The organism is Rhizobium viscosum (assembly GCF_014873945.1).
In the GTDB taxonomy this organism is placed as follows: domain Bacteria; phylum Pseudomonadota; class Alphaproteobacteria; order Rhizobiales; family Rhizobiaceae; genus Rhizobium; species Rhizobium viscosum.
Genome location: NZ_JADBEC010000001.1, coordinates 707,404 through 729,494, shown reverse-complemented (window position 1 = coordinate 729,494; position 22,091 = coordinate 707,404). Strand labels below are relative to the sequence as shown.

The window sequence follows — 22,091 nt, the reverse complement described above, 5'->3', positions numbered from 1 at the left end:
GGTGTGAACGCCCTGATCCGGCTCGGATCGGGGCGTTCGCCATTCACTGGAAGCGAAACTCGTGCCATTCTGCGAAGCGCGATCTTCTTTTCTGAACGGAGGATTGGTGCGGTGGACGGATTGCCCGGCGGTGCGGAGCCAGCAGGTTTCGAGACATGGGCGGGTTTCAGCGTTATCGGTGCGCTGAGCTTCGTACTCGGCTTCGCGACGAACTACGGTTCGATCTGCACCTTCATCGCTACGACCGAGTTGGTTTCCGAGCGCCGACCCGCACGATTTCTTGCTTTGGCCGAATGCGCGGTATGGGCTGCCGTCGGATATATTGTCCTCGATACGCTGCCGACCATGCATGCTGGATGGTCTCCTTTGCTTCCTATGGTCAGCGCAGCCATCCTCTTTGGCGTCGGCGTATATGTGAACGGTGCCTGCGTCTTTGGATCGGTTGGGCACTTTGGCAACGGGGACTTGGAGTTCGGCTTCACGTTCCTCGGTATTCTGATCATCCTCTCCCTCGACTTAGTGCTCGAACTCCGCCCGGAACCGATGCCAATCAGCGCCGCGCCGCCGCTTGCGCTGGGAGCTCTGCTAGTGGTTCTGCCCGCATTTCTATTTCTAAGACTGGGCGTCTCTTTCAAATCCGAGACGAACTTTCGGCGGCTAACGCTAGCAATGGGTACGATCGGCATAACTTCGGCCACCTTGTCAGAGTTTGCGCCCCGCTTCTCGATCACCACCTCGATTGGATCGATGCTTTCGATCCCAGTGACGAGTTCGCTCATTTTTGTCTGCATGTTCGGAGGCAGTCTCGTTTCGGCGAGAATTCGCCGACATCGTTTTTCGTTAACCTGGCCGACATGGGGAAGTGTGTCGCGAAGGATAACGGGCGGGATGCTGATGGGCTTTGGGGCGCTCCTTATCCCTGGTGGAAACGACACCCTGCTGCTCGTCGGCCTCCCGATGGGAGCGTGGCAGGCCTTTCTCGCTTACCTTCTTATGGTAGCGGCGCTTGCCGCGCTGATCGTTAGATTTGGTTCAGCAGCGCGATCTTGGTCGTAACATTCGGCTGGCCCGCGTGGCTCAAGCTCTGTTCGTCACTGACGCGGCATTGTGGCTCGGTTGAAGGCCTGGGCGGCGCGTGTTATCGCCCGGTTGCCAGCCCAGAGCCCAGGCTCAGAGAATTGCCACAGGAGTGTTCCGCGTGATCCGCCATATCGTCTTCTTCACCGTGCCGGAGGAAAACCGCGAAGCGGTGCGCAAGGGGCTCTCGATATTGACGGGCATTCCACATGCGCTGAAGTTGGAGATCGGCGAAAACGTCAAGACGGACCAGTGGGGCAACGCGGTCGATTTCGTCGTCTATGGCGAATTTGAAAGCGAGGAAGCGCTCGCGGCCTACAAGGCCCATCCCAACTATGACCTTTCCACTCGCACGGTGAAGCCGCTCCGCGATACCAGGGTTGCGGCAGATTTCGACAGCGCCAAGGCCGTCATCCGGCCCCTGCGGGACTGACGATGACGACTGCCTGCTTCAGGTGGCGATCTATCCCTTTGAAAATGAACAAGTATTTCCCGATGCTGGCCCATTTGGCCAAGATGTATCGGCTAAGTCATTGATTCTGTTTAAGTGACGTATCAATGGCAAAAAGTCTTTTAAAGAATCGGTCTCGGCAAAGGCTGCTTCTGATTTTGAAATTCCTTATGCGAAATTTTGAGGTTAAGTGGATCACTTATTCAGAATCAATGACTTAGCCCAAAAAATGCTGCACTAAAGGCTCATTCTGAAAATTCTTATTCAGTTTCAAGTAGATAGGGATGGATTGGAAGCGATACCGGTTGCAGATGAATCAATCTGTAAAGGGCCGGAAGCAGCTCTTGAGAAAAAAGCCGTAAATGATTCAGAAGCTTAACGGCTTGGCAGTTCCTGATGCTGTATGACAGGAGCCTCCTCTGCCGCAGGCACGGTACTGGTTCTCAGTTTTGTCGCCGCGGGTCAGGCCGGCTGTACGCCCGGCCTTGCGCTGCGCACCAATGCCATCAACATCAGCACGAAGACCAATGCGATGGCCGCAAGCACCGCGCAGGTGATGATCGTCGGACCGGCGCCGGCGCGATCAAGAATAGCGGTGAAGATGACGGGTGCGACGGCATTGGCAAGGTTCTGCGGCATCGACAGGCGCGCCGCCTGCAGCCCATATTCCTTGGCCGAGAAGAGGGCGAGCGGCAGCAGCGCGCGGGCGACTGCCAGCACGCCGGAGCCGAAACCGTAGAGCAGCACGAAGGTGACGAGCAACGGCGTCGATGGCGGCACGATGAAAAGCATCAGGAAACTGAACAGCATCAGGCTGACGCCCATGACCGATGTCAGGATCGGATTGCCGCGCTTGCCGAGCAGCATGTCGAGCGCGCGCGCCGAAATGCCGATGACGCCGCGGGCCGAGCCGAGTTGCAGCGCGAGGGCTGACGATGCGCCGGACTGGCGGAAGATTTCGAGCAGGGAGGGCGATACACCGAAGGTTATGAACGTGCCGAGCGTCGTCGAGATGGCAATCAGCAGGAAAGCCTTGCGCCGGTCGGCAGGCGTCAGCTCCACGGGCGGCGTTTCGGCGGCAGCGCCCTGTGTGTGGCTTGCAACCGGCTTCGGCAGGGCGAAGAGATGCAGCGGCAGGCAGACGAAGAATTGCAGACAGGCGCTGACGACGAAGGTGACGCGCCAGCCGAAACTCTCGTTGAGCAGCGTCAGGATCGGCCAGAAGATGGTGGCCGATAGGCCCGTGAACAGCATCAGGATGGCAATGACGCGTTTGCCGTTCGCACCCTCGCGTTCGACAACGGCGGTATAGCACGGCGCCGAGAGGCCGAGCGCGCCGCCAAGCCCGATGACGACCCAGGCAAGGCCATAGACGGCGATACTGGTGGCCGCGGCAAGCAGCAGCAGGCCGATCGCAAAGGTGAGCGACGAGGCGGCCAGCACTTTGGCGGCACCATAGCGGCCGAGCCAGCGCCCGGTGGCCGGACCGGCAAGGGCACTGATGACCATCATCACCGTCAGACCGGCAAAGATCACCTCATTCGGCAGCCCGAGCGATGGCGCGATGACGCGGCCCATGACGCCGAGCATATCGAAAGTCGTGCCCCAGCCGATAAGCTGGGTGACGGCGAGCACGCCAACCGTCTGCGCCGTACGAAGCGAAAGTGATTTTTGCATGGATTCGGAAATGGAATGGATGAAGGCGACCGAGCGATAGCAGTTTCAACCAGATGGTGAAAGGCTTGATCGAACAAATCCAGTACAGATTTGCCTTGTGTCGGGATTTACGCAGTGGCAGAAGGTGTTAGCGGCATCATTCAGAAATCAGATATATTTCGCGTAATAGTCGAGAATTGTTCTAAAAAACCTGCGTTATCGTGCATTCATTTGCCATTCAGGTCGCGTGAGTACATATTTGAGGCACGTTGGCATTACATTGAAAGCACAGCACATGGCCTCTCCTCTGAGCGTCGCAGCATTGGCCGCCGGCCTGGCGGTTTCGGCGCCCTCACCGGACGATACGCACACGCTTGTCCTGCGTGTGGCGGGCGATTGCAGCGCCGCAGCCCAGCAGGTCGTGGAAGAGACGGGCGGCCAGCTTCTTTCCGTGCAGCCGGTGGGCAATGCCTGCATCATCACCGTTCTCGTTCAGGGCAATGGCCAGCGTCCGCGCAAGGTGACGGTAAAGGTTCCGATGTAGGCGGAATCGGCTTATTCATGACATCAGTGATTTGCAGCGGATGAAGGCGAAACGATGCGCATTCTGGTAGTCGAAGATGACGTCAATCTGAACCGGCAGCTAAGCGACACGCTGAAAGAGGCGGGTTATGTCGTCGATCAGGCGTTCGATGGCGAGGAAGGCCATTTCCTCGGCGATACCGAACCCTATGACGCCATCATTCTTGATATCGGCCTGCCCGAACTGGACGGCGTGACCGTTCTGGAAAAATGGCGCGGCGCCGGCCGCACCGTGCCGGTGCTCATCCTGACCGCCCGTGACCGCTGGAGCGACAAGGTGGCCGGCATCGATGCGGGCGCCGACGACTATGTGACCAAGCCTTTCCATGTCGAGGAAGTGCTCGCCCGCATCCGCGCGCTGATCCGCCGCGCGGCCGGCCATGCCTCCTCGGAAATCGTCTGCGGCCCGGTGCGGCTCGATACCAAGACCTCCAAGGCGATCGTCAATGGCGTGGCACTGAAGCTCACCTCGCATGAGTACCGGCTGCTTGCCTATCTCATGCATCACATGGGCGAGGTAGTGTCGCGCACGGAACTGGTCGAACATATGTACGATCAGGATTTCGACCGCGATTCCAATACGATCGAGGTCTTCGTCGGCCGCCTGCGCAAGAAGATGGGCGTCGATCTGATCGAAACGGTGCGCGGTCTCGGCTACCGTATTCAAGCGCCGACCAATGCGAATTAAGTCGCTCACCGCACGCGTCCTGCTTCTGACCACGGTCTGGTCGACGGTGGCGCTGGTGGTGATCGGCCTGTTGATTTCGACACTCTACAGACGCAGCGCCGAGCGCGGCTTTCAGGACCTGCTGCGTGCGCAGCTCTATAATGTCATCAATTCCGTGACGATCGGCGATCAGGGCGCCCTGTCGGGCAGCCCGCAACTCGGCGACCTGCGCTTCGCCCAGCCGAAGACCGGCTGGTACTGGGTGGTCGAACCGCTCGGCACCTATACGACCGCGCCGCTCGTCTCGCCGTCGCTGGGGTCAGCGACCATTCCCGTGCTGTCGGTCGTGGAAGCGCCCTTCGACAAGAACTACGAGCGTTATTATCAGGTGACGGATGCCTCCGGGAACCGCGTGCAGGTGGCTGAAACCGAAGTGGTGCTCGACACTGACGGCCGCGCCGCCCGTTTCCGCGTGACCGGCAATGTCGATGTCGTTGAAGAGGACGTCCGCAACTTCTCCCACCGACTCTACCTGGCGCTCGCCGGCTTCGGCGTCGGCAGTCTCATCGTCAATGCGCTCGCCATTCTCTACGGCCTCAAGCCGCTGGATAAGGCGCGCGCCGCATTGGAGCGCATCCGCGCCGGCGAAAGCGAGCAGTTGAAGGGCGATTTCCCCCGCGAAATTCTGCCGCTTGCCAATGAGGTCAATGCACTGATCGACAGCAACCGCCGCATCGTCGAGCGGGCCCGCATGCAGGTCGGCAATCTCGCCCATTCCCTGAAAACGCCGATCGCCGTGCTGCTCAACGAGGCGCGTGTGCTGGAGCGGTCGCATGGCGATCTCGTGCGCAATCAGGCCGAGGCCATGCAGGGGCAGGTGCAATCCTATCTCAACCGCGCCCGTATTGCCGCCCAGCGCGAATCCGTGCTTGCGCGTACCGATGCCGAACCGGCGCTGGAGCGGCTGGTGCGCGTCATGCGCCGCCTGAATGTCGAGACCGAATTCGAGTTGATCGTCCAGCCGCCGCATCTGGCCGTCGCCATGGAGCAGCAGGATCTCGAGGAGACGGTCGGTAACCTCCTGGAAAACGCCGCGCGTTTTGCCAAGAGCAAGGTGCGCCTCTCGGCGGTCGAAGCCGGCGATGACGTGAAGGGAACGGAAGCCAGCGCCAGAAAACATTGGGTGGAGCTTGCCGTGGAGGATGACGGGCCGGGCCTGGAGCCTGACCAGATCCGCGAAGCGCTGAAGCGCGGCCGGCGGCTGGATGAGAGCAAGCCCGGAACCGGCCTTGGCCTCTCGATCGTCACCGAAATTTCCAACGAGTACCAGGGCCGCCTGGAACTCACGCGCGGGGAGTGGGGCGGACTGAAAGCCAAGCTTATCCTGCCAGGTGTGACAAAGGATGTTGCATGAGCAACTGCTTGATGTCACAAAGATACTGGCAAATGTATAGCATGCTTTGCCTTAATGCTGACACGGGGACGCTGCACTTCGATCGGCTCTTTTTGACACCCCTGATCGTGGTTCGATTGCAATGACTCTACGTTCGCAAGGCATGATCGTTTCTTCCCTTCTCGTCGCCGTTGCGCTCTCTGGCTGCACGACGACGAAGGGAGCCACAACACGTGGTCTTTTTGGCGGCAAGCCACCGGCTTCGGCTGCTTTCATCTCTGCCTTGCAGGGTGGCATCGTCGCGCGCACCGGCGTAGAACTCGATGACAGCGACAAGCAGCGGGCGCTGGAAGCCGAATACCGCGCGCTGGAAGGGGCCGCCGTCGGCCAGCCGGTCACCTGGACTGGCAGTGATGCTAAGGGCAGCGTCGTGGCAGCCGCCCCCTATCAGGTCGGTTCGCAGAACTGCCGCCAGTACACCCACACCGTCACGGTCGATGGCAAGGATACGCTGGCGCGCGGTGCGGCCTGTCGCAATGAAAACGGCACCTGGTCGCCGCTCGGCTGAGCTCGCTTTCCCGTTATCCTTGCGGCCAAAAGCCTCAAATCTTCGTCATTCCGGCATTGGCAGTTGGAATGAGCGCGCGCTTCAAGTAATTGGGCCAATATGCTGTTCTGGATTCTCGTGGCTGTCCTGACGGCGGCCGTTGCCGCCATTCTGCTTTACCCTCTTTTGCGTGGAGCGAAGGCGGCCGAGGATACGCGCGCCGGCGAGGCTGCCGTCTATCGCGACCAGTTGCGCGAACTCGACAGGGATCTCTCGGGCGGCCTGATTAGCGCTGACGAGGCCGATTACGCCCGCGCCGAGATCGGCCGCCGGCTGATCGCCGTTTCCAGCACCGTTACGGCCGAAGCCCGCAAGCCCGCAAGGCATCACCGCCTGACCGAAGCCTTCATCGTGCTGCTCCTGCCGGTCATCGGCCTCTGTCTTTACATGAATACCGGCAGCCCTGGCCTGCCGTCCCAGCCGCTGGAGGCACGGCTTGCCAACCCCGGCAATGACATGGCCGTTCTCGTCGCCAAGGCGGAGCGGCATCTGGCGCAGAACCCTGACGACGGCAAGGGCTGGGATGTGCTGGCGCCGATCTATTTCAGCACCATGCGCATTTCCGATGCCGAGACCGCCTATCGCAACGCCATCCGCCTGCTTGGCCCAAGCCCCGCGCGCCTCGATGGTCTTGCTGAGACGCTGATGGCGACCGCCGAAGGTGTGGTGACGGAAGATGCGCGCAAGGTGCTGGAGCAGTCGTTGGCGCTCGAGCCGAACAACCCGCGTGCACGCTTCTACATTGCGCTGAGCCTTGAGCAGGCGGGCCAACCGGATCAGGCGCGCACCGCCTTCGAGGCGTTGGCGAAACAATCGCCGGCCGATGCGCCCTGGCTGGCGCTGGTCAACGAGCATATCGCCAAAAACGGCGGCACGGCGGTTGCGCCTGCTGCCGAGCCTGCCGCACAGCCGCCCGCTCTGGGCGGCCCGACCGAGCAGGATGTGGCGACGGCCGAGACGATGAGCAGCGGCGACCGCCAGCAAATGATCCGGGGCATGGTGGAAAGCCTGGATGCCAAACTGTCGGCCGACCCTGATAATTTCGAGGGCTGGATGCGTCTCGTCCGCTCTTACGCCGTATTGAACGACAAGGATCGTGCGGCGGATGCCTTGAAGCGCGGGCTTGCCGCCTTCCCGGCATCGGGTGAGCAGGGCAGGCAGCTTTTGGCTTTGGCAAAAGAACTCGGCATCGCCACGGAAGGATCGGTTGAATGACGCGCAAGCAGAAACGCCTGGCGGTGATTGCCGGCGGCATGAGCTTCATCCTTGTCGCGGTGCTGCTCGTGATGTTCGCCTTCAGCCAGTCGGTTGCCTATTTCTATATGCCGGGCGATCTCGTCAGCAACCCGGTCGCACCGGGCACCCGCATCCGCCTCGGCGGCCTCGTCGGCGAGGGCAGCGTCCTGCGCGGTGAGGGTTCGGTGGTGCGCTTTGCGGTGACCGATCCGAGCGGTCAGATCGTCAATGTCCGCTACCAGGGCATATTGCCTGACCTGTTTCGCGAAGGGCAGGGGGTGGTGACCGAAGGAAGTTTCGAGACGGGCAGCAACGTCTTCACCGCCGATACCGTGCTTGCCAAGCATGACGAGACCTATATGCCGAAGGACGTGGCCGACAGGCTGAAGGCTCAGGGCCTCTGGGAAGAGGGCAAGGGAGCAGCACCGCAAGGTCAGCAAGCCAGAGCCCAGGAAACCAAGGCTGAGGAAACGAAGGCGACGCCATGATCATCGAGATCGGCCACTATGCGCTGGTTCTGGCGCTCGCAACCGCGATCGTCCTGTCGCTCGTACCGGTGATCGGTGCAAGGCGCGGCGATCAGGCGATGATGGATGTGGCGCCCTTGGGCTCCATCCTGCTCTTTGCCCTCGTCGCCTTCTCCTTCGGCGTGCTCACCTATGCCCATGTCGTTTCCGACTTCTCGGTGCAGAACGTCTGGGAGAATTCGCATTCACTGGTGCCGCTGATCTACAAATATTCCGGCGTCTGGGGCAATCACGAGGGATCGATGATGCTCTGGCTGCTGATCCTTGCGCTGTTCAGCGCCTTGGTCGCGATCTTCGGCCGCAATCTGCCCGATACGCTGAAGGCCAATGTGCTCTCCGTCCAGGCCTGGATCTCGGTCGCCTTCATCCTCTTCATCCTGTTGACCTCCAATCCCTTCGTCCGCCTCGATCCGGCCCCTGCCGAGGGCCGCGACCTGAACCCGGTGCTGCAGGATATCGGCCTCGCCATCCATCCGCCGCTGCTCTACCTCGGTTATGTCGGCTTCTCGGTCTGCTTCTCCTTTGCCGTTGCCGCCCTTCTCGACGGCCGCATCGATGCCGCCTGGGCGCGCTGGGTGCGGCCCTGGACGCTCGCAGCCTGGACCTTCCTGACACTTGGCATCGCCATGGGTTCCTACTGGGCCTATTACGAGCTCGGCTGGGGCGGCTGGTGGTTCTGGGATCCGGTGGAGAACGCCTCCTTCATGCCCTGGCTGGCCGGCACGGCACTCTTGCACTCGGCGCTCGTCATGGAAAAGCGCGAGGCGCTGAAGATCTGGACGGTGCTGCTTGCCATCCTCACCTTCTCGCTGTCGCTGATGGGCACCTTCCTGGTGCGCTCCGGTGTCCTGACCTCGGTCCATGCTTTCGCCAGCGACCCGAGCCGCGGCGTCTTCATTCTCTGCATTCTCCTGATCTTCATCGGCGGAGCGCTGTCGCTCTTTGCCTTCCGTGCGCCGCTGCTCTCGGCCGGCGGGCTGTTTGCGCCGATCTCGCGTGAGGGCGCGCTCGTCGTCAACAACCTGATCCTGACGGTTGCCTGCGGCACGGTTCTGACAGGCACGCTCTATCCGCTGGTCCTGGAAACCTTGACCGGCGACAAGATCTCCGTCGGCCCGCCCTTCTTCAACCTGACCTTCGGCCTGCTGATGGCGCCGCTCCTGATCGTCGTGCCCTTCGGGCCGCTGCTCGCCTGGAAGCGCGGCGATCTGCTCGGCGCAATGCAGCGGCTCTATGTCGTGGCCGCTCTCGCTTTCGTCGCGGCCCTGATCTTCTTCTATCTCCAGCATGGCGGCCCGGTCATGGCCGTGCTCGGCCTTGCCGCCGGCCTGTTCCTGATCCTGGGCGCGGCGGCCGATCTCTGGTATCGCGCCGGCATCGGCAAGGTGAAGGTCGATATCGCCTGGCGCCGGCTGACCGGCCTGCCGCGCTCGGCCTTCGGCACCGCACTTGCCCATGCCGGGCTTGGCGTGACCGTGCTCGGCATCGTTGCCGTCACCACGTTCCAGAGCGAGCATGTGGTCGAGATGAAGCAGGGCCAGTCGACGGATGCCGGCGGTTACAGCATCCTCTTCGACGGCATGCAGCCGGCAACCGGCCCGAACTATACCGAGGACCGCGGCCACTTCTCGATCCGCCGCGGCGGCGCAGAGGTTGCCGATGTCTGGTCGGCCAAGCGGCTCTATACCGCCCGGCAGATGCCGACGACCGAAGCCGGCATCCTGACCTTCGGCCTCAGCCAGCTCTATGTGTCGCTTGGCGATGCCACCCATGACGGCGGCATCGTCGTGCGCATCTGGTGGAAACCCTTCATCCTCTGCATCTGGGGCGGGACGCTGATCATGGCTTTCGGCGGCTTCGTCTCGCTGACCGACCGCCGCCTGCGTGTCGGTGCCCCGAGCAGGAAGGCGAAGGCAAAGCCAGCCAAGCCGGCAGCACCCGCCATGGAGCCGGCGGAATGATGGGCGCGCACTTTTCTCCCCCTTCGCCCCAGCGGGGAGAAGATGCCCGAAGGGCAGATGAGGGGGCCGAGTGGCGCAGCCGCGAGGAGCTTGAGCGCAAGCGAAAGGTGGCCGCTGCTGCGGAGCGTGGCCCCCTCATCCGCCCTGCCGGGCACCTTCTCCCCGAGGGGAGAAGGGGAGTGCGGCTTCTGCCTCGGCTCCTTATAATCCTGTTCGTTATCTTCGCGCCGCTCCCCGCCTTCGCCGTCAATCCGGACGAAATGCTCTCCGACCCGGCGCTGGAAGCCCGGGCGCGTACACTGTCGGCGGAACTGCGCTGCATGGTCTGTCAGAACCAGTCGATCGACGATTCCAATGCCGACCTCGCCAAGGACCTGCGCCTGCTGGTGCGCGAGCGCATCACCGACGGCGACAGCGACGATGAGGTGCTGAACTACATCGTCTCGCGCTACGGCGAGTTCGTGCTGCTGAAGCCGCGCTTCAGTGTCAGAACGCTGCTGCTCTGGGGTGCGCCCGTGCTGCTGATCCTCGCAGGCGGCATCGCGCTCATCGTCTTCGCCCGCAAGCGGGCCGGCAAACCCACCGGCAGCAAACTCACGGAAGATGAGAAGGCAAGGCTCGCCGAGCTGCTGGAAAAATAAGGAGCCATTCCGCCGCGACAAACGACGGCGGAATGGTTGATCCTCAAGCCTTCCGATACGGAAAGAGCGCCCGCACGGTGGGATCGCGCAGCCACAACCCACCCCACATGAACAGCCCGAGATAGATGCTGAACAGGATGTGACTGAAGAGCGGACTTCCGGCCCGGATCTGCGTCGCCATGGCACCCCCGAGCAGCCCCATCATCAGCACCGCACCGAAAACGCTCGTTTGCGGGATGAGGTAGAGCACGAGGCAGGTCAGCTCGATCAGGCCGATCATCAGCACATATCCATTAGGCCATCCGAGTTGGGTCATCGTTTCCTCGGCGATCGGCAGTCCCAGAAGCTTGGGGGCGATTGATGCGCCGAGCATGAAGAGCGCGAAAAGCCCGGTCAGTACGCGACCGGTCCAGATCATGGCCTTATCGTTCATCGCTGATCCCTAGGAATAGTATTGACCATCCAGGGCGTGCCGAAGCGATCGGTAAACATGCCGAAGCCCGGCGACCAAAAGGTCGCGTTGAAGGGCATGGTCACTTTACCGCCTTCCGAGAGCGCCTCGAAGACGCGCTTCGTTTCCGCCGCATCCTCGCTGTGATAGGTGGCGCTGAAGCCGCCCATGTCCTCCTGATATCCGGGAGGGGCGTCGCAGCCCATCAGGGACTGGTCGCCGACATCGAGCCAGGCATGCATGATCTTGTCCTTGTAGGACGGATCGATGGGCATGTCGCCGGGCGCTTCTGCGAATGTGAACATGCCGTTCAGCTTACCGCCGAGCACTTTGGCGTAGAATTCGAAGGCCTGCCGGCATTCGCCTTTGAAGACGAGATTCGTTACGAGTTTCATGGTCCTCACTCCCTTTGATTTCCCTGAGTTGCAATCCAGCTTTCCAGCCTGCCGAAGGTGCTCTCCCAGCCATGTCTGTGTCCGGCAAGGCTCTCTTCGGATTTCAGGTCCGCATGGATGAAATCCATCCGCGTGCGGCCGTCGGCCAGTTCCTCGAAGACGACGGTCACGAGTGTCACGACCGGTTCGCCATCCTCATGCGATCCCTCCCACTGGAAGGTGAAGGAGAGACGCGACGGCTCCTCGATTTCCCTGTAGACGCCGCTCTGCCACAGCAGGCTGCCATCCCCCGTATTCTTCAGGCATGCCCTGTATGCGCCGCCGACGCGCAGATCCTGCACAACGCTCACCGCCGGCCATTCGACAGGGCCGAGCCACGCGACGACCATTTCCGGCCGGGTCCAGGCGGCCCATAAGAGGCCACGCGGTGCATTGAATGTCCGCTGCATATGCAATGTGGGGCGCGATAGCTGATCGGCCATGATATTCCCCTATCGTGATTGAAAAATGTGGGGGTCGACGGTCAATTGCGGGGGCCGCTGTCGTCCGCTCTCTGGATCTTTTGAAGATAGCCATCCAGCCGGTCGAAGCTCGATTCCCAGAAGCGCCGGTATTGCTCCAGCCAGTCGGCAATACTCTTCATCGCCATCGGTTCGAGCCTGGCCGGCCGCCATTGCGCCTCCTTGCCGCGGCTGATGAGCCCCGCCTTTTCCAGCACCTTCAGATGTTTCGAAACCGCCGGAAGGCTCATGTCGAAGGGAGCGGCGAGTTCATTGACCGTAGCCTCGCCTTCGGCCAGCCGCGCGATGATCGCCCGGCGCGTGGGGTCTGCGAGGGCTGCGAAAGCTGCGCTCAGAGTGTCGGTCTGCATGATGGGCCTCGTATGTAACTATATGGTTAAATACAGGGCGCGATCTCGATTGTCAACCGATCGGTTAAATACGGTCTGGTGAATTAATCTCGCCCTTCGGCATGCAACCAAAAGAATATTGGTACATTACGAATTTTTCATGGGCTGGACAGTTCGTAGTAAGGTGCGGCGTCCTATATCTCGGTCCATCACTGGTCCGGCACCGCCGGAACGAGGGTCTGAAAAAAAGTGAAGGAGCTCTTATGCTGAAAAATTTCCGCGGACGTCCGTCCCTTAAAACGGTGCTTCAGGCATCCACCGTTGCAGGTCTGGCAGCCGCCGTGCTCGCAACCGGTATCCCTGTCGAGATATCCCGTTCCTATGCCGAGGCTGTCAATGTCCAGTCCCCCTCGGTTCCGAGCTTTGCAAATGTCGTTGACGCCGTTTCTCCGGCTGTCGTTTCCGTCCGTGTCGAAAGCCGCATCAAGCCGGCCTCCGATGATGGCGACGGCTTCTCCTTCGATTTCAACGGCCGCGGCTTTGACGATCTGCCCGACGCCCTGAAGCCATTCTTCCGTCAGTTCGGCGAACAGGGCCACCAGGGCCAGAACCAGCAGCGCCGCTTCGGCCAGCCGGGCGGCCCGGGCCGTCTGCGTCCGGTCGCTCAAGGGTCGGGCTTCTTCATTAGCGAAGACGGCTATATCGTCACCAACAACCACGTCGTTTCCGATGGCTCCGCCTTCGTCGCTGTCATGAACGACGGCACCGAGCTCGATGCCAAGCTGATCGGCAAGGACCCGCGCACCGACCTCGCCGTGCTGAAGGTCGATGGCAAAGGCCGCAAGTTCACCTACGTGAACTGGGCCGATGACAACAAGGTCCGCGTCGGTGACTGGGTCGTTGCCGTTGGCAACCCCTTCGGTCTCGGCGGCACGGTCACGGCCGGCATCGTTTCGGCCCGCGGCCGCGATATCGGCTCCGGCCCCTATGACGATTACCTGCAGGTCGATGCGGCCGTGAACCGCGGTAACTCGGGTGGCCCGACCTTCAACCTCAATGGCCAGGTCGTCGGCATCAACACCGCGATCTTCTCGCCGTCGGGCGGCAGCGTCGGCATCGCCTTCGCAATCCCGGCCTCCACCGCCAAGGACGTCGTCGCGGACCTGATGAAGGACGGTACGGTTTCGCGCGGTTACCTCGGCGTGCAGATCCAGCCGGTCACCAAGGATATCGCCGACTCTCTCGGTCTTTCCGAAGCAAGCGGCGCTCTTGTCGTCTCCGCTCAGGAAGGCACGCCCGGCCAGAAGGCCGGCATGAAGACGGGTGACGTCGTCACCGCCGTCAACGGCGAGCCGGTCAAGGATGCCCGCGATCTCAGCCGCCGCATCGGTGCGATGACGCCGGGCAGCAAGGTCGAACTTTCGGTATGGCGTTCCGGCAAGGCCCAGTCCGTAACCGTCGAGCTCGGCACGCTGCCGGCCGATCAGCAGGCTTCCGCTGGTGACGACAACGACCAGCAGGAGCAGGCCCAGCCGCCGGCTTCCGAGAAGGCGCTTGCCGATCTCGGCCTGACGGTCGGTCCGTCGGATGACGGCAAGGGCCTCGCCATCACCGGCATAGATCCGAATTCGGATGCTGCCGACAAGGGCATCAAGGAAGGCGAGACGATCACTTCGGTCAACAACCAGGAAGTCTCCAGCGCCGACGATGTCGTCCGCGTCATCAACCAGGCCAAGAAGGACGGCCGCACCCGCGCGCTGTTCCAGATCCAGTCGAAGGACGGCAGCCGCTTCGTCGCCCTTCCTATCAATGGCCAGGGCTGATCTTCTAGCCTTGGAAGACCGGAGCCGCGCAGGCGCAAATGCCGCGCGGCTCCAACCCTCAAGTCTGCCGAATTCTTCATAGCTGCCAAATTCTTCAAGTCTGCCGAATTCTTCAATTATGCCAAATTCTTCAATTACGAAGGACGCCCGCAATGACCTCCCCCCAACAGGAAGACGCTTTGAGCCTTGCCGAAAAGCAACCGGCGGGTAATGTCGGCCGCATGAAGATTCTCATCATCGAAGACGATCTCGAAGCGGCGGTTTATCTCACGAAAGCCTTTCGTGAGGCGGGGATCGTCGCCGACCATGCAAGCGACGGCGAAAGCGGTCTCTTCATGGGATCGGAAAATACCTACGACGTCATTGTCATCGACCGCATGCTGCCACGCCGCGATGGTCTCTCCGTCATCAGCGAGTTGCGCCGCAAGGGTATCCACACGCCCGTTCTTATTCTTTCTGCTCTCGGCCAGGTCGACGACCGCGTCACCGGCCTGCGCGCCGGCGGCGACGATTATCTGCCGAAGCCCTATGCTTTCAGCGAGTTGCTTGCCCGCGTCGAAGTGCTCGGCCGCCGCAAGGGCACGCCGGATCAGGATGTCGTCTATCGTGTCGGCGATCTCGAACTCGACCGCCTTTCCCATGAGGTCCGCCGCGGCGGCAAGGAAATCCCGCTGCAGCCGCGCGAATTCCGCCTGCTGGAATATCTCATGAAGAATGCCGGCCAGGTGGTGACCCGCACCATGCTGCTGGAGAATGTCTGGGATTACCACTTCGATCCGCAGACCAATGTCATCGACGTGCATGTCTCGCGCCTGCGCTCCAAGATCGAGAAAGACTTCAGCCAGCCGCTGTTGAAGACGATCCGAGGTGCGGGGTACATGATCAAGGATGAGGGATGAGCCGTTTCCGGGTTCTCTTCAAGTCCACTGCAGTCCGCCTTTCGGCACTTTATATCCTGCTCTTTGCCATCTGCGCCGCGACGCTCGTCTTCTATGTGACGGCGATGTCCGAGCGGCTGCTGACCGGCCAGATCCGCGATGCGGTCGCCCAGGAGGTGACTCAGGTCCAGCGCGCCTATGATGCCGGCGGCATGAACCTGCTTCTGCGCACGATGGAGCGCCGCGCCCGTCAGCCGGGCGCCAATCTCTATCTCATTGCAGGCCCCTCGGGCGATATCCTCGCCGGCAACGTCGCCTCCGTGCAGCCGGGCGTCTTCGAGGAGCAGGGCTGGACCTCGGTGCCCTTCATGTATCAGCGCTATACCGATAGCGGTGTGGTGCGGCATACGGCGATTGCCAACATCTTCGTTCTCGATAACGGCCTGCGGGTGCTGATCGGCCGCGACCTAGGCGAGCCGGAACGCTTCCGCGTGCTGGTGCGCCAGGCGCTGATGATCGCGCTCGCCATCATGGGTCTCGGCGCCATCATCATCTGGTTCGGCATCGGCCGCAACGCGCTGAAACGCATCGACCGCATGTCGGATGCCGGCAAGAAGATCATGGCCGGCGATCTCTCGCAGCGCCTGCCGGTCGCCGGCTCGGGCGACGAATTCGACCGACTTTCCGTTTCGCTGAACAACATGCTGGAACGCATCGAGAAGCTGAACGAGGGCTTGCGGCAGGTCTCCGACAATATAGCCCATGACCTGAAGACGCCGCTGACGCGCCTGCGCAACAAGGCCGCCGACGCGCTCGACATCGAGGACGGCGGGGTGCGCCGCAGCGCGCTGGAGGGCATCATCTCCGAATCCGACCAGCTCATCCGCACCTTCAATGCGCTTTTGATGATTTCCCGCGTGGAAGCCGGTTCCGTCGCCGCCGAAATGTCGCCGATCGAACTGTCAGCCATCGTCACCGACAGCGCCGAGCTCTATGAGCCCGTCGCCGACGAGGCAGGTATGGCGCTGACCTCCGAGATCGAATCCGGCATCGAGATCCAGGGCAATCGCGAACTGATCGGCCAGGCGATTTTCAATCTGCTCGATAACGCAATCAAATATTCCGCCGATACCGAAGGAGCAGGCTCCGTCTCGGTGAAGCTCGGCCGCTGCCCCGACGGCGTCTGCCTATCGGTCGCCGACCACGGCCCGGGCGTCCCGCCCGACCGGCGCGAGGACGTAGTGAAGCGCTTCGTGCGCCTGGATGAAAGCCGCTCCAAGCCGGGCACCGGCCTTGGCCTCTCGCTGGTCGAAGCAATCATGGAGCTTCATGGCGGCACGCTGGAACTGTCCGACACCGAGCCCGGCCATACCGAACGCCCCGGCCTCACCGTCAGTATGGTTTTCCCCGCTAAGGCAGCCTGATTTTCCTGATCATTTTCATATTGGCGCTTTCGTTTCGACACCCTAGTTTAAAGTCGCATTGCGGCATGGCAGGGAGAGCAAATGCTGACGAAATCGAACCACGGCTTGAAGGATGTCGCTGAAGGACTCCTGCGGCCGCTGAGCCAGACGGAACTGAAATCGGCGCTTGCCGACCTGCAGGATATCGGCAAGAGCGAGCCTGTCGTCGCCGAGATGCTGAAGGCCGAGGGGGCGCTCCGCGACTTTATCGCCGCTGTCCTGACGCTTTCTCCCTATCTGCGCGAAATCGCCAATCTCGATCCGGCAATCCTTGCCTCTGCCATCACCGACCCGCTGGAGCCGCAGATCGAGGCGTTGATTGCAGAAGCGCGCGCCTGCTGGAAACCGGACAGCGAAGGAAGTACGCCCGGCGAGAGCCAGGTGATGAGCAGGCTGCGCATCGTCAAGCGCAGGGTGGCCTTCCTCGTCGCCCTTGCCGATCTCGCCCGTATCTTCGACGGCCGCGCAACAACCGGCTGGCTCAGCGAACTTGCCGAGGCCTCGGTTACGGCCGCCATCGATCACCTGCTGCTGTCGACGCATAAAAGCGGCAAGCTCAAGCTGAAGAATGTCGCCGCTCCCAGCGAAGGCTCCGGCGTAATCGTTCTCGGCATGGGCAAGCTCGGTGCCTCGGAACTCAACTATTCCTCCGATATCGACCTCGTCGTCTTCTTCGACGAAGAGGCCGGCATCGTGCCCGATCCCGATGACGCGATCGAGATTTTCCCGCGCATGATGCGGCGGCTGGTGCGCATCCTGCAGGAGCGCACGGCGGATGGTTACGTCTTCCGCACCGATCTCAGGCTGCGGCCGGACCCCGGCTCCACGCCGCTCGCAATCCCCGTCGATGCCGCCATGATCTATTACGAGGGCAGGGGGCAGAACTGGGAGCGGGCCGCCTTCATCAAGGCTCGCCCGGTGGCCGGCGATCTGGCGGCGGGCGAGCAGTTCCTGCGCGGCCTCGTTCCCTTCGTCTTCCGTAAATATCTCGATTATGCGGCAATATCGGATATCCACTCCATCAAGCGGCAGATCCACGCCCATAAGGGCCATGGCGCCATCGCCGTGAAAGGCCACAACGTCAAGCTCGGCCGCGGCGGCATCCGCGAGATCGAATTCTTCGTGCAGACCCAGCAGCTGATCGCCGGCGGGCGCATGCCGGCTCTGCGTTCCCGCGTCACCGAGGAGACGCTAACTGAACTCACAAGGGCAAAATGGATCGACGCGGAAACCCGCGACGAGCTGACGGAGGCCTACTGGTTCCTGCGCGATGTCGAGCACCGCATCCAGATGGTGCGCGACGAGCAGACCCACCTCCTGCCGGAAACCGATGCCGAGCTGAAGCGCATCGCCTTCCTGATGGGTTTCAACGATACGCCGAGCTTTTCCGAGCGGCTGGTGGAGGTGCTGAAGGCGGTCGAGCGGCGTTATGCCGACCTCTTCGAGCAGGAAACCAAGCTCTCCGTCGGGACAGGCAATCTCGTCTTCACCGGCCAGGGCGACGATCCCGATACGCTGGAAACGCTGAGGAAACTCGGCTTCGAACGGCCATCGGATATTTCCCGCATCATCCGCACCTGGCATTACGGGCGGTACCGCGCCACGCAATCGGTCGAGGCGCGCGAGCGGCTGACGGAGCTGACGCCCGAGCTTCTGCGCGTCTTCGGCGAAAGCAAGCGGGCGGACGAGGCGCTGCTGCGCTTCGACAGCTTCATTTCCGGCCTGCCGTCGGGCATCCAGCTCTTCTCGCTGCTCGGCAGCAACCCGGCGCTGCTCTCCCTCATCGTGAACATCATGTCCTCGGCGCCGAAGCTCGCGGAAGTCATCGCCGCCCGCCCGCATGTCTTCGATGGCATGCTCGATCCCGGCCTGATGGCCGAGCTGCCGACGCGTGACTATCTCGGCGAGCGGCTGAAGGCCTCGCTTGTCCAGGCACGGCACTATGAGGAAGTGCTGGACCGGCTACGCATCTTCGCGTCAGAACAGCGCTTCCTGATCGGTATCCGCCTGCTGACTGGCGCAATCAACGGCGACATGGCCGCGCGCGCCTTCACCCATCTCGCCGATCTCATCATCGAAGCCGCCCTCGACGCGGTCATGAACGAGATCCGCGTCGCACACGGAAATTATCCTGGCGGGCGGATTGCGATTGCCGGCATGGGCAAGCTCGGCAGCTTCGAACTGACGGCAGGCTCCGATATCGACCTCATCCTGCTCTACGACTACGACGATGCCGCCATCGAATCCGACGGCGCAAAACCGCTCGATGCGACGCGATACTTCACCCGCATCACCCAGCGCCTGATTGCCGCCCTCTCGGCCCCCACGGCTGAAGGTGTTCTCTATGAAGTCGACATGCGGCTCCGTCCCTCCGGCAACAAGGGGCCGGTCGCCACCCGCATCAATTCCTTCGGCAAATACCAGCGCGAGGAGGCCTGGACCTGGGAGCATATGGCGCTGTCGCGCGCCCGGCTGATTTGCGGCGACCAAAGCCTTGTCGGTGAGGCGGAAAGCATCATTGCCGACGTACTCTCGGTAAAGCGCGATGTCGCCAAGGTGACCCATGACGTCGCCGAGATGCGCGAGTTGATCGAAAAGGAGAAGGCACCGGAGAATGGCTGGGATCTGAAACTGATTGCGGGCGGCGTGATCGATATCGAATTCATCGCCCAATATCTGGCCCTGATCGCGCCGGCAAAGGGCGTCGAGATCAAGATCAACGGCCTGACAACGGGTGCGGCCCTGAAGGTGCTGGGCGAGAAGCTGATGGGCGCGGCAGACCTTGATACCTGCCTTGAAGCTTTTACCCTCTATACCGAGCTTTCGCAGCTCATCCGCCTTTGCATCGATGGGATGTTCGATCCGAAGGAGGCGCCCGCGGGCCTGACCGAACTCGTCTGCCGGGCCGGAGATTGCCCTGACATCAAGACTTTGGAGGGTGAGGTGAAGCGGCTGTCCAAGGCTGTCCGCAAGGTCTTCCAGACAGTGGTAAAGGCCTGAGCCTTTCCGCGTCAGCCGTGATCGGGAATGCGCAGCGAGATGACCGTTCCGACCGACTCGCGCGAGCGGATCTTCATGCTGCCGCCGTGCAGGCTTGTCAGCGATCGGGAGATGGCGAGGCCGAGGCCGGAGCCGCCCTTGCTCTTGGCATATTGGCTCTGCACCTGCTCGAAGGGCTGGCCGATCTTGATGAGTGCTGCGCGCGGAATGCCGATGCCGGTATCGGCGATGGTGACCATGACGCCATTGGCGACGCGGCGGGTGCGAACCGCAATGCGCCCGCCTTCATTGGTGAATTTCACGGCGTTGGAGAGCAGGTTCAGCAGTACCTGTTTCATGGCGCGACGATCGGCCATCAGCGTCATGCCGGACGAGATGCGCTGCTCGATAACGATGTTCTTTTCAGCGGCCGGAATGGCGGTGAAGCGCAGGCTTTCCTCGATCAGCGGTGCAAGGTCGGTGAGCTCGCGCGACAGCAGCATATGGCCTGCCTCGATCTTCGACATGTCGAGAATATCGTTGATGACATTAAGGAGATGCTTGCCGCTGTCATGGATATCGCGGGCATATTCATTGTACTTGGCTGAACCGAGCGGCCCGAACATCTGGTTCTGCAGGATCTCCGAGAAGCCGAGGATGGCGTTGAGCGGCGTGCGCAGCTCATGCGACATGTTGGCGAGGAATTCCGACTTCGCCTTGTTGGCCGCTTCCGCGCGTTCCTTCTCCACCAGATAGTTGGAGTTGGCCGTCGAAAGCTCGGCCTTCTGTGTTTCCAGCGTCTGGCGCGAGGCCGAGAGATCGTTGATCGTTGCCATCAGCCGGCGCTCGGAATCGCGCAGGCGATCCTGGTGTCGCTTCAAGGGCGTGATGTCGGTGCCGACAGATACGCGGCCGCCGTCGCGGGTGCGCCGTTCGTTGATCTGCAGCCAGCGTTCGTCGGCAAGCTGCACTTCCGTCGTGCGCGAGTAGCCGGAGCCGTCTGCATCGGCGATACGCCGCTCGATGACGGGGCGTGCCGCAGCGGCATGGACGACCGTGCGCTCGGTGCCGGGCACCAGCACGCTGTCGGGAAGCCCGTAGGCCTGCTGGAAATGCGCGTTGCACATGACGAGCCGGTCGTTCTTGTCCCACAGTACGAAGGCCTCCGAGGTGCACTCGATTGCATCGGCCAGACGCTGGTCTGCTTCGGCGTAGCGCTGAGCAAGCCGATGCTGTTCGGTCACGTCCATGGCGATGCCGATCATGTGCACTCGGCCGGAATGGCCGCGGATCACCTGGGCGCGGGCGCGCATCCAGACGTAGTGACCGCTCGCATGGCGCATGCGGAAGATCTGGTCGACCTGGCCGGAATCGCCCTTGGCGACGGCGCGGGCGATCTCGTGCAACCCGTTATCCTCCGGGTGCATGAGCCGTGCCGCATCGGCAAAGCCCATCGTCTTGTCGGACCCGGCAAGCCCGAGCATGTCATACATCGAGCGCGACCAGAAGAATTCGCGATTGTGGAAATCGAAATCCCAGAGGCCGCAGCGGCCGCGCGACAGCGCCGTCTCGACCCTGAGATTGGATTCCAGGAAGATGTCGTCGGCATCGCGCGCCCGCTTCACCTGCATGTAATAGGCGTAGAGGATGACGAGCAGGATGGAGGAGATGCCGGCAAACAGCGTGACGTTGAGGGTCAGTTCCTCGCGCCAGAGACGGTTGATCTCTTTCAGCGACGTGGCGGAAACGATATAGCCGCCGGCTGTGCCCATCAGGGAGATCTCGGCGTAATGCAGCTCGCCGCCGATGCTCGTTTCAATGACATCAGTACGGTCGCCGAAGCGGCGGATCGCGGAGATCTCAGGGAAGAGGGCCGAGACATCGGCGCCGACATAGGCGGCACCGGCCGTCGTTGCCGCAAACACCTTGCCGCTCGCCTCCACCAGCAGCACGAAGGCGCCGTTTTCCAGCCGGTCTTGCGGCAGGAATTTCACAAGGCGCGCCTGCGCCTCTGCCGCGCTGCCGCCATCGAAGAGATCGGTCGCATCGGCAAAGACAGCGGCCGCGGTTGCAGCCGAAAGCGCCGTCGCATGCCGCGCAGAGGCCTCCATACGGCTATATTCGCTGACCATGCCGAAGAAATGCGAGGCGGCCACGACGGCAAGGAAGGCGACGATCAGAACGGGGATCGTGCGCTTCAGGAGAAGCTCTGCCTTCGGCAGGTGGCGCAGCAATGGCTCAGGAGTTTTTGCAGCATTTCCGGACAGGCTGTCGCGCCAGGCTTTGAGCCCGCCAAAATCGACACGCAGCCGTCCTTCGGCCGCGGTTGCCCGCCGCACGTCCATCATCTCTGAACCTGATCCCTCGTGTGATTCGCGCGCCGCTCGCTCGAACTACACCTAGAGAATCATGCGTGATTCGCCTTGTCCAGAGCCGATGGTAAAAATTTATTAA

20 protein-coding genes are annotated in these 22,091 nt (G+C 61.9%); 14 read left to right on the top strand and 6 right to left on the bottom strand.

Going from position 1 to position 22,091, the window contains the following annotated elements:
* The first annotated feature begins 111 nt into the window (after positions 1–111).
* Both H4W29_RS03680 and H4W29_RS03675 read left to right on the top strand, forming a co-directional pair.
* On the top strand, positions 112–1,056 hold the full coding sequence (locus tag H4W29_RS03680; protein ID WP_312872278.1) for a YeeE/YedE thiosulfate transporter family protein: 945 nt from the start codon (positions 112–114) through the stop codon (positions 1,054–1,056).
* A gap of 142 nt (positions 1,057–1,198) precedes the next feature.
* On the top strand, positions 1,199–1,510 hold the full coding sequence (locus tag H4W29_RS03675) for a Dabb family protein (RefSeq protein WP_192727715.1): 312 nt from the start codon (positions 1,199–1,201) through the stop codon (positions 1,508–1,510).
* Positions 1,511–1,990: 480 nt separating this feature from the next.
* Here the strand turns inward: H4W29_RS03675 and H4W29_RS03670 are convergent, their stop codons facing one another.
* Positions 1,991–3,205, bottom strand: coding sequence for an MFS transporter (locus H4W29_RS03670; RefSeq protein WP_192727714.1), 1,215 nt, complete (start codon positions 3,203–3,205; stop codon positions 1,991–1,993).
* Between the two features lie 274 nt (positions 3,206–3,479).
* Here H4W29_RS03670 and H4W29_RS03665 point away from each other — a divergent pair, with 274 nt between their 5' ends.
* The 8 genes from H4W29_RS03665 to H4W29_RS03630 all read left to right on the top strand — a co-directional run bounded on the left by H4W29_RS03665 (position 3,480) and on the right by H4W29_RS03630 (position 10,798).
* Positions 3,480–3,728 (top strand): hypothetical protein, encoded by a 249-nt coding sequence (locus tag H4W29_RS03665; protein ID WP_113324137.1) that lies wholly within the window; start codon positions 3,480–3,482, stop codon positions 3,726–3,728.
* Between the two features lie 54 nt (positions 3,729–3,782).
* Positions 3,783–4,454 carry a response regulator transcription factor gene (locus H4W29_RS03660; RefSeq protein ID WP_007818507.1) on the top strand — a complete coding sequence of 224 codons (672 nt, stop codon included), beginning with the start codon at positions 3,783–3,785 and terminating at the stop codon, positions 4,452–4,454.
* Positions 4,444–5,847: an ATP-binding protein gene (locus H4W29_RS03655; RefSeq protein WP_192727713.1), complete on the top strand. Its 1,404-nt coding sequence runs from the start codon at positions 4,444–4,446 to the stop codon at positions 5,845–5,847. The genes H4W29_RS03660 and H4W29_RS03655 overlap by 11 nt, the downstream gene beginning before the upstream one ends.
* Before the next feature lie 121 nt (positions 5,848–5,968).
* Positions 5,969–6,394: an RT0821/Lpp0805 family surface protein gene (locus H4W29_RS03650; RefSeq protein WP_192727712.1), complete on the top strand. Its 426-nt coding sequence runs from the start codon at positions 5,969–5,971 to the stop codon at positions 6,392–6,394.
* Positions 6,395–6,493: 99 nt separating this feature from the next.
* A complete protein-coding gene (gene ccmI / locus H4W29_RS03645) occupies positions 6,494–7,648 on the top strand; it encodes a c-type cytochrome biogenesis protein CcmI (RefSeq protein WP_192727711.1) in 1,155 nt (384 codons plus the stop codon).
* Entirely contained in the window at positions 7,645–8,157 is a 513-nt protein-coding gene (gene ccmE, locus H4W29_RS03640; RefSeq protein WP_192727710.1) for a cytochrome c maturation protein CcmE, read from the top strand. The genes ccmI and ccmE overlap by 4 nt, the downstream gene beginning before the upstream one ends.
* Positions 8,154–10,157, top strand: coding sequence for a heme lyase CcmF/NrfE family subunit (locus tag H4W29_RS03635; protein ID WP_192727709.1), 2,004 nt, complete (start codon positions 8,154–8,156; stop codon positions 10,155–10,157). Before ccmE ends, H4W29_RS03635 begins: the two co-directional genes overlap by 4 nt.
* A 179-nt stretch (positions 10,158–10,336) precedes the next feature.
* The gene (locus tag H4W29_RS03630; RefSeq protein WP_192727708.1) at positions 10,337–10,798 is read left to right on the top strand and encodes a cytochrome c-type biogenesis protein; all 462 of its coding nucleotides are present in this window, start codon (positions 10,337–10,339) and stop codon (positions 10,796–10,798) included.
* 43 nt (positions 10,799–10,841) lie between these two features.
* Here the strand turns inward: H4W29_RS03630 and H4W29_RS03625 are convergent, their stop codons facing one another.
* Genes H4W29_RS03625 through H4W29_RS03610 form a run of 4 tightly spaced genes read right to left on the bottom strand, consistent with a single transcriptional unit; the run spans position 10,842 to position 12,515 of the window.
* On the bottom strand, positions 10,842–11,231 hold the full coding sequence (locus H4W29_RS03625; protein WP_192727707.1) for a DoxX family protein: 390 nt from the start codon (positions 11,229–11,231) through the stop codon (positions 10,842–10,844).
* On the bottom strand, positions 11,228–11,644 hold the full coding sequence (locus H4W29_RS03620; protein ID WP_192727706.1) for a VOC family protein: 417 nt from the start codon (positions 11,642–11,644) through the stop codon (positions 11,228–11,230). Before H4W29_RS03620 ends, H4W29_RS03625 begins: the two co-directional genes overlap by 4 nt.
* Positions 11,645–11,649: 5 nt before the next feature.
* The gene (locus H4W29_RS03615; RefSeq protein WP_192727705.1) at positions 11,650–12,126 is read right to left on the bottom strand and encodes an SRPBCC family protein; all 477 of its coding nucleotides are present in this window, start codon (positions 12,124–12,126) and stop codon (positions 11,650–11,652) included.
* A gap of 41 nt (positions 12,127–12,167) precedes the next feature.
* Positions 12,168–12,515, bottom strand: a complete 348-nt coding sequence (locus tag H4W29_RS03610) for an ArsR/SmtB family transcription factor (RefSeq protein WP_192727704.1) — start codon at positions 12,513–12,515, stop codon at positions 12,168–12,170.
* Positions 12,516–12,757: 242 nt separating this feature from the next.
* Here H4W29_RS03610 and H4W29_RS03605 point away from each other — a divergent pair, with 242 nt between their 5' ends.
* The 4 genes from H4W29_RS03605 to H4W29_RS03590 all read left to right on the top strand — a co-directional run bounded on the left by H4W29_RS03605 (position 12,758) and on the right by H4W29_RS03590 (position 19,658).
* Positions 12,758–14,317: a Do family serine endopeptidase gene (locus H4W29_RS03605; RefSeq protein WP_192727703.1), complete on the top strand. Its 1,560-nt coding sequence runs from the start codon at positions 12,758–12,760 to the stop codon at positions 14,315–14,317.
* 152 nt (positions 14,318–14,469) lie between these two features.
* A complete protein-coding gene (locus H4W29_RS03600; RefSeq protein WP_029616368.1) occupies positions 14,470–15,216 on the top strand; it encodes a response regulator transcription factor in 747 nt (248 codons plus the stop codon).
* The gene (locus H4W29_RS03595; RefSeq protein ID WP_192727702.1) at positions 15,213–16,619 is read left to right on the top strand and encodes a sensor histidine kinase; all 1,407 of its coding nucleotides are present in this window, start codon (positions 15,213–15,215) and stop codon (positions 16,617–16,619) included. The genes H4W29_RS03600 and H4W29_RS03595 overlap by 4 nt, the downstream gene beginning before the upstream one ends.
* Positions 16,620–16,700: 81 nt before the next feature.
* Positions 16,701–19,658: a bifunctional [glutamine synthetase] adenylyltransferase/[glutamine synthetase]-adenylyl-L-tyrosine phosphorylase gene (locus H4W29_RS03590; protein WP_192727701.1), complete on the top strand. Its 2,958-nt coding sequence runs from the start codon at positions 16,701–16,703 to the stop codon at positions 19,656–19,658.
* 11 nt (positions 19,659–19,669) lie between these two features.
* Here the strand turns inward: H4W29_RS03590 and H4W29_RS03585 are convergent, their stop codons facing one another.
* Positions 19,670–21,985, bottom strand: coding sequence for a PAS domain-containing sensor histidine kinase (locus H4W29_RS03585; RefSeq protein WP_192727700.1), 2,316 nt, complete (start codon positions 21,983–21,985; stop codon positions 19,670–19,672).
* Between the last annotated feature and the right edge of the window lie 106 nt (positions 21,986–22,091).

Coding starts and splice junctions, on each gene's coding strand:
- ccmI (WP_192727711.1), top strand. CDS start 6,494: ATGCTGTTCTGGATTCTCGTGGCTGTCCTGACGGCGGCCGTTGCCGCC.
- H4W29_RS03670 (WP_192727714.1), bottom strand. CDS start 3,205: ATGCAAAAATCACTTTCGCTTCGTACGGCGCAGACGGTTGGCGTGCTC.
- H4W29_RS03625 (WP_192727707.1), bottom strand. CDS start 11,231: ATGAACGATAAGGCCATGATCTGGACCGGTCGCGTACTGACCGGGCTT.
- H4W29_RS03615 (WP_192727705.1), bottom strand. CDS start 12,126: ATGGCCGATCAGCTATCGCGCCCCACATTGCATATGCAGCGGACATTC.
- H4W29_RS03610 (WP_192727704.1), bottom strand. CDS start 12,515: ATGCAGACCGACACTCTGAGCGCAGCTTTCGCAGCCCTCGCAGACCCC.
- ccmE (WP_192727710.1), top strand. CDS start 7,645: ATGACGCGCAAGCAGAAACGCCTGGCGGTGATTGCCGGCGGCATGAGC.
- H4W29_RS03635 (WP_192727709.1), top strand. CDS start 8,154: ATGATCATCGAGATCGGCCACTATGCGCTGGTTCTGGCGCTCGCAACC.
- H4W29_RS03665 (WP_113324137.1), top strand. CDS start 3,480: ATGGCCTCTCCTCTGAGCGTCGCAGCATTGGCCGCCGGCCTGGCGGTT.
- H4W29_RS03595 (WP_192727702.1), top strand. CDS start 15,213: ATGAGCCGTTTCCGGGTTCTCTTCAAGTCCACTGCAGTCCGCCTTTCG.
- H4W29_RS03650 (WP_192727712.1), top strand. CDS start 5,969: ATGACTCTACGTTCGCAAGGCATGATCGTTTCTTCCCTTCTCGTCGCC.
- H4W29_RS03655 (WP_192727713.1), top strand. CDS start 4,444: ATGCGAATTAAGTCGCTCACCGCACGCGTCCTGCTTCTGACCACGGTC.
- H4W29_RS03660 (WP_007818507.1), top strand. CDS start 3,783: ATGCGCATTCTGGTAGTCGAAGATGACGTCAATCTGAACCGGCAGCTA.
- H4W29_RS03590 (WP_192727701.1), top strand. CDS start 16,701: ATGCTGACGAAATCGAACCACGGCTTGAAGGATGTCGCTGAAGGACTC.
- H4W29_RS03620 (WP_192727706.1), bottom strand. CDS start 11,644: ATGAAACTCGTAACGAATCTCGTCTTCAAAGGCGAATGCCGGCAGGCC.
- H4W29_RS03605 (WP_192727703.1), top strand. CDS start 12,758: ATGCTGAAAAATTTCCGCGGACGTCCGTCCCTTAAAACGGTGCTTCAG.
- H4W29_RS03600 (WP_029616368.1), top strand. CDS start 14,470: ATGACCTCCCCCCAACAGGAAGACGCTTTGAGCCTTGCCGAAAAGCAA.
- H4W29_RS03585 (WP_192727700.1), bottom strand. CDS start 21,985: ATGATGGACGTGCGGCGGGCAACCGCGGCCGAAGGACGGCTGCGTGTC.